Below are 6082 nucleotides of genomic sequence, written 5' to 3'. Positions count from 1 at the left end.
CGTCGGTCACCTCCACCATGATCGTGCCGGACGGCAGACGCCGAGCGGGCACCGGCATGGTCCCCTCCCGGAACCAGCGGTACGCGGTCTGCGGGTGCACACCGTTACGGCGCGCCCACTCGGCAAGTTTCACAGAACGATACTAACACTCATATATTCGTATGTTTGATCACGGGAGAGTGAGCAGTTGTCAGCCCCGGCTGCACGCCGACCGCGCAACATGGAACCGGCAACTGCGGGCCAGCCCGGTCCGGATCCAGTGGGACCCGGAGCGCTCGCTGCGGCTGGCACCACTGCCGCACCGCTCGTTGCAGGTGGGGCTCTCCGGCGAGGCGGTGCACCGGTACGTCGACGAGTGGCTGGTCCGCCTCACCGACGTCACCCCGGTCGCTCGGGCGCCCGGGACCGGCTGACCGCCGGCGACGACGCCGGGGCGGCGGCGCTGCTGCCGGTCGAACGCCCCTATCCGCTGCCGCCCGACGTGGCCCGGGTGATCGACGCCAGTTCGGACTGAACCGGCGAGGGCGTCGCCCCCCGATCGATGGTTGACTCGGCCTGGTCGAAGCGGAGGTGGTCGGGATGACCTTCGAGGTGCGGACGCGCAGCCTGCCCGGCCGGCCGGCGGCGATCGGCTCGGCCGGGGCGTGCACGCTGGTGGTGGACCGCCCGGCGGACGCCGGCGGGGACGGGCTCGGGTTCAACGGCGGGCAGTTGCTCCACCTGGCGGTGGCCGGGTGCGTCTCCAACGATCTGTTCCGGGAGGCCCGGGCGGCCGGGATCGTCCTGCACCGGGTCGAGGTGACCGTGCACGGCGACTTCGACGGCGACCCGCCGACCTCCACCGGCATCTCGTACGACGTGCTGGTCGACGGGGACGCGCCGCCGGCGCGGCTGCGGGAACTGGTGGACCGGGTGGACACGATCGCCGAGATCCCCAACTCCCTGCGCCGGGGCACCGACGTGCGACTGCGGCACAGGCAGGTGCTCGGCGAGCCGGACTGAGCCGGTCAGGACGGGCGGCGGGCCAGGACCAGGGTGGTGCGCAGGTCCAGCACCACCGTCCCGCCGAACCCGTCGACCGTGGCGCCGACCGCCGCCAGCACCCGCTCGCGCAGCTCGGGCGGCCGCTTCAGCTGGGGCGAGAACGTGCTGACCAGCGCCTGGTACGCCGTCGTGGTCAGCGGCACCGTACTGCGGAAGGGCATCGACCGGACGTCGGCGAAGAGGCCGCTGCCGGCGATGTCGGCGTGGAACCAGTCGTCGGGACGGTCCCCGTGGTTCGCCGGATCCACCGACTCGAACGCCGCCCGGATCGCGGTGGCCTGCGCCGGGTGGACGTACGCGTAGCGGTGCCCGAAGACGGCCAGGGTGCCGCCCGGGGCGAGCGCGTCGTACGCCCGGCGGTTGCGGGTCGCCGGGTCCAGCCAGTGCCAGGCCAGCGCGCAGGTCAGCGCCGGCACGCCGCCCGGCGGGGCCGCCCACTCCTCGAAGGCGGCCACCACCACCTCGACCGTCGGGAACCGGGCCGCCAGCAGCTCGGCCATCCGCGGGTCCGGCTCCACACAGGTCATCGGCGCGCCCAACCCGACCAGGAGCTCGGTGGCCCGGCCCGTCCCGGCGCCCACCTCGACCAACCGGGCGGGCACCGTGCCGTGGTACGCGCGGATCGCCTCGACGATCTCCGGCGGATAGCCCGGGCGCGCCGCGTCGTAGCTGCCGGCCACCTCACCGAAAAGCTGGCTCATGACCGCCATCGTGGCAGGGTGGACGACGACCGCGTGACCCTGGGGAGGAAACGGTGACCGAGGAACTGCCGCGGGACCTGCCGGTCCTGGAACGTCGGGCGGTGCGGGTGGTGGTGCTGGACGCCGAGCCGGCGAGGAGATCGACGAACCGTTCGAACTCTGGTCCTGACCGGCCCGGTGGGCGTGCCGAACCGGCCGGCGGTGGGCAGAGTGGAGCAATGACCAGCCTCCAGGAGCCCCTCGCCCGGTACGCCGAACGCCTGCACGCCGCCGTCGACCCCGGGCACCACGTGGCCTCCCCGCTCGGCGCGTGGCTGCTGCTGGCGCTCTGCGGATCGGCGGCGACCGGAGCCGAACGGGACGAACTGGCGGACGTGCTCGGCATGGACCCGTCGGCCGCCGCCGCGACCGCGGCCGCCCTGCTGGCCGAGCCGCATCCGCTGGTGCCCGCCGCGACCGCCGTCTGGCACCACGTCGGGTACGACCCCGGCCGGCTCGCCGACTGGTACGCCGACCTGCCGCCGCGCACCACGACGGGGCCGCTGCCCACGCAGGACGCGCTGGACGCCTGGGCCCGGGAGCACACCCTCGGGCTGATCGACCGGTTTCCGCTGCGGCTCACGTCGCAGGTGGTGCTGGCCCTGGCGAGCGCGCTGGCCACCCGGATCTCCTGGGCGGACCCGTTCGACCTGACCCCCGCCGCCGCCCTCGGGTCGGCCAGCCCCTGGGCCGGTTCGCTCACCCGGGCCCTGCGCGCCCCCGAGCGTGGCCACCGGTGCTGGATCGCCGCCACGGAGCGGGCCGGCGAGGTGATCGTGCACGTGGCGACGGCCCAGCCGGCGACCACGGAGGGCCGCCGGGCGGGGCTGGCCGTGGTGTCGGTGGCGGCTGCGCCCGACGTGGCGCCGGGTGATGTGCTGGCCGCCGCGTACCGGCTCGGCGCGGCGGCGGTGGCCGGGGCGGAGCCGGGCCGGCGGTCGCTGTTCGAGCTGCCGCTGGGCGAGACGGCACTGTGGAGCGTGCGGGAGGAGCGGGTACGCACCCGGGCCCGGGACGGCCGGGAGGAGCGCCACACCGCGGTGCTGCCCTGCTGGTCGGCACGGAGCGAGCACGACCTGACCGCACCCGGGCTGGGCTTCCCGGCGGCGATCAGGGCGGTGGCGGGCGTCGACGCGCAGGCCGAGGCCCGGCAGGCGGCGATGGCCCGGTTCGGTCGGTACGGCTTCGAGGCGGCCGCGGTGACCGGCGCGTTCGCCCTGGTCAGCCTGCCTCCGGAGGGGGTGGCCCGGACCGCCGAGCTGCGCTTCGGCCACCCGTACGCCGTGGTGGCGCTCGCCACGGACGAACGGCCGGACGGGGTGGGGCCGTGGCACGGGGTGCCGGTCTTCTCCGCCTGGGTGGCCGAGCCGGAGGAGCCGTCCCCCGCCGACCTCGCCGACCCGGCCTGACGGTTCGCCCCGCCTCGTCAGCCGCCGTACGGCGGTCGGGGGATCGGTTCGACCATGGCGTCGAAGCCCTTGGGCAGCTGGGCCACGAGGTCGTGGAACTCGCCGACGGTGACCGCCTCGCGCAGGGTGGCCAGCACCGCCCGCGCCCCCACCTCGGCGACCGCCGGGTCCACCCCGGCCCGGTGGGCCACCCGGTACACGAACTCGACGACGCCTCCGGTCGGGCCACCCTCGCCGGCCGGGGCGGTGAGGTAGCCGCTCAGCTCGTCCGGCAGCTGCGCGGCGAGGTCGTTCGCCTCGTCCCCGGTGACCCGCTCCGCGAGGGTCTGCAGGGTGGCCCGGGCTATCGTGGCGGCCTGCTCGGTGGGCAGCTCGGACCGGCGGGACACCGCCTCGACGAATCGGGGAAACCGCACGCCGCCCTCCTGTCGTCGCCGGCCGCGCAGGGCCGCAGCCGGTCACGCGGTTACCCCCGGCCGGCGACGACAAACGGTCCGCTCACCGCCCGGCGGCAACGGCATCGGCCGGGCCCGGCGGCCGGTCCGGGGCAGGGATCTCGACGGTCCGCCAGACCGGCGACCAGCGGACGAGCAGCGCCGCCCCGGCCATGCCGACCGAGGCCGCCGCGCGAGGTACGCCGGCGCGCCCAGCAGGCCGGTCAGCGCCCCGCCGAGGGCCGCGCCGAGGGGCATCGTCCCCCAGATGAAGAACCGGCTGGTAGCGGTCATCCGGGACAGCATCTCGCCGGGGGTGGCCGCCTGGCGCAGGCTGACCGCGTTGACGTTGTAGAGCCCGCTGGCGAAGGCGCTCACCGCCAGTCCCGCGCCGATCCAGAGCGGGTGCGGCAGCAGCACCAGCGCCGCGCCGGCCTGGAGCACCGCCGCCGCGGCGATGGCCCGTCCGACGCCCAGGCGCGCCCGGGCCCGGCCGGCGACCGCCGCGCCGAGCAGGTATCCGACGTTCGCGCCGGCGATCAGCAGGCCCACCGTGGTGGCCGGCAGGCGCAGCTCGCGGACCGCGTACACCAGCAGCATGGCGAGGAAACCGGCGTGCCAGAGGTTGGTCAGGCCGGAGCAGAGGGTCAGCGCCCGGACCACCGGGTCCCGGAGCACGAATCGCACCCCGCCGGTGGCGTCCCGCCACACGCCGCCAGCGCCGGCGGCCCGGTGCGGGCCAGTCGGGGCGTACCGGCGAGGAACAGCGCCGAGGCGACGAAGCTGGCCACGTCGACGAGGAGGGCGACCGGCGCGCCGAGCGCGCCGACGAGGAGGCCGGCGAGGCCGGGGCCGGCGGTCTGCCCGACCGCCCGGGTCGCCTCGAGGCGGGCGTTGGCGTCGGCCAGCCGGCCGGGCGGCGCCACCGCCGGCACGGCCGCGAAGTAGGCCACGTCGAACAGCACCGTGGCGCAGCCGGCCACCAGCGCCACCGCCATCAGGTGGGCGAGGGTGACCAGTCCGGCGGCCCAGGCCAGCGGCACGCTGGCCAGCAGCAGGGCGCGGGTCAGGTCGGCGCCGACCAGCACGGCACGGCGCGGCAGCCGGTCGACGATCGCGCCGGCCGGGATGCCCAGCAGCAGGTACGGCAGGGTGGTGGCGGCGGTCAGCGCGGCCACCCCGGTCGACCCGGCGCCGAGCGCGGTCAGCGCGGCCAGGGGCAGCGCCACAGTGGTCACGTGGGTGCCGAGGGTGCTCACCGCGTCGGAGAGCCAGAGCCGGCGGAAGGTGGCGTGCCGCCACAGGGCGGCGGTGGTGGTGACGGTCATGGGGGCAGCGTCGACGACGTATCCGGAAGGTCCGGCGGCCCCGATTGTCACGGTGACAATCCGACGCTGCCCGGGCCGCGCGGCGGCTAGAATGTCACGGTGACAATCTGGGAGCCCGCGGGGCTGTCCGGCGCCGGACCCCGCTACCTGGCGCTGGCCGACGCGATCGGCGCCGACATCGCCGCCGGCCGGCTCACCGCCGGGGACCGGCTGCCGGCGCAGCGGGAGCTGGCCCGGCGGCTCGGCGTCACCATCGCCACCGTCGGCCGCGCCTACCAGGTCGCCGCCCGGCGCGGACTGCTCACCGGTGAGGTCGGCCGGGGGACGTTCGTCGCCCCGACCCCCGCCGGCACCGCGCCCGCCACCGCGCCGGTGCTCAACGTCGCCGCCGTGCACCCGCCCGGGCACGGGCCGGTCCACCGGGCGGTCGCGCCGATCCTGCACCGGATCGCCGCCGACCCCCTCGCGGTCGGCGCGGAGGACGCCGACGCGGTCCGGCACCGCGTCGCCGGCGCCCGGTGGATGGCCCACGGCGGCTGGCGCCCCGCGCCCGACGAGGTCGAGGTGACCGCCGGCGGCCAGCACGCCCTCGCCGCCGCGCTGGCCGCGCTCGCCCAGCCCCGGCACGTGGTGGTCACCACCGAGCTGACCAACCCGGGCCTGCTCGCCGCCGCGCGGCTGCTCCGAATCGAGTTGGCGACCGTGCCCAGCGACGCGGCCGGGGCCCGCCCGGATGCCATCGACCGGCTCTGCGCCCGACGCCGGGTGGCCACGCTGCACCTGCACCCCACCCTGCACAACCCGACCGGGGTCACCATGCCGGCCGAGCGCCGCCGGGAGATCGCCGCCGTCGCCGCCGGCCACGACCTGACCGTGATCGAGGAGGACCCGTTCGGCGCGCTGCTGCCCGACCGGCCGCCGCCGGTCGCCGCGTGGCACCCCCGCACGGTCCACCTCACCGGCATCACCAAGACCCTCGCCCCGGGCCTGCGGATCGGCTACCGGTACGCACCGCCGGCGCTCGCCGAGCCGCTGCGCGCCGCCGCCCGGGCGCTCGCCTGGGCACCCGCGCCGCTGGTCGCCGAGGTGGCCACCCAGCTCGTGCTGGGCGGTGCGGCGCACCAGCT

Annotated in this window: 7 protein-coding genes and 2 pseudogenes; 4 read left to right on the top strand and 5 right to left on the bottom strand. The window is 76.7% G+C overall.

The window, feature by feature from the left end:
- Window positions 1-133: pseudogene (locus tag DKT69_RS13855) on the bottom strand (IS607-like element ISCARN56 family transposase); the annotation flags it as partial.
- A gap of 67 nt (window positions 134-200) precedes the next feature.
- On the opposite strand from DKT69_RS13855, the pseudogene DKT69_RS13850 reads away from it, so the two are divergent.
- Window positions 201-514 (top strand): annotated as a pseudogene (locus DKT69_RS13850) (DUF4291 family protein); the annotation flags it as partial.
- A 65-nt stretch (window positions 515-579) separates the two neighbouring features.
- A complete protein-coding gene (locus tag DKT69_RS13845) occupies window positions 580-1002 on the top strand; it encodes an OsmC family protein (protein ID WP_109801978.1) in 423 nt (140 codons plus the stop codon).
- A gap of 5 nt (window positions 1003-1007) precedes the next feature.
- Here DKT69_RS13845 and DKT69_RS13840 read toward each other — a convergent pair whose 3' ends face one another.
- A complete protein-coding gene (locus DKT69_RS13840; RefSeq protein WP_161557833.1) occupies window positions 1008-1745 on the bottom strand; it encodes a class I SAM-dependent methyltransferase in 738 nt (245 codons plus the stop codon).
- A gap of 53 nt (window positions 1746-1798) precedes the next feature.
- On the opposite strand from DKT69_RS13840, the gene DKT69_RS13835 reads away from it, so the two are divergent.
- On the top strand, window positions 1799-3193 hold the full coding sequence (locus tag DKT69_RS13835; RefSeq protein ID WP_236647887.1) for a serpin family protein: 1395 nt from the start codon (window positions 1799-1801) through the stop codon (window positions 3191-3193).
- Window positions 3194-3210: 17 nt separating this feature from the next.
- On the opposite strand, the gene DKT69_RS13830 is transcribed toward DKT69_RS13835, so the two are convergent.
- Genes DKT69_RS13830 through DKT69_RS13820 form a run of 3 tightly spaced genes read right to left on the bottom strand, consistent with a single transcriptional unit; the run spans window position 3211 to window position 4955 of the window.
- Window positions 3211-3609, bottom strand: a complete 399-nt coding sequence (locus DKT69_RS13830; RefSeq protein ID WP_109801975.1) for a DUF2267 domain-containing protein — start codon at window positions 3607-3609, stop codon at window positions 3211-3213.
- Between the two features lie 42 nt (window positions 3610-3651).
- A complete protein-coding gene (locus DKT69_RS13825; protein WP_146231073.1) occupies window positions 3652-4305 on the bottom strand; it encodes an MFS transporter in 654 nt (217 codons plus the stop codon).
- Window positions 4275-4955 carry an MFS transporter gene (locus DKT69_RS13820; RefSeq protein WP_109801973.1) on the bottom strand — a complete coding sequence of 227 codons (681 nt, stop codon included), beginning with the start codon at window positions 4953-4955 and terminating at the stop codon, window positions 4275-4277. Before DKT69_RS13820 ends, DKT69_RS13825 begins: the two co-directional genes overlap by 31 nt.
- Window positions 4956-5054: 99 nt before the next feature.
- On the opposite strand from DKT69_RS13820, the gene DKT69_RS13815 reads away from it, so the two are divergent.
- On the top strand, window positions 5055-6082 hold a 1028-nt coding region (locus DKT69_RS13815), incomplete at its 3' end, for an aminotransferase-like domain-containing protein (RefSeq protein ID WP_109801972.1).

This window comes from Micromonospora sicca, assembly GCF_003172935.1.
GTDB classification, from domain to species: Bacteria; Actinomycetota; Actinomycetes; order Mycobacteriales; family Micromonosporaceae; genus Micromonospora; species Micromonospora sicca.
This window is presented reverse-complemented; position numbering and strand designations above follow the sequence as displayed.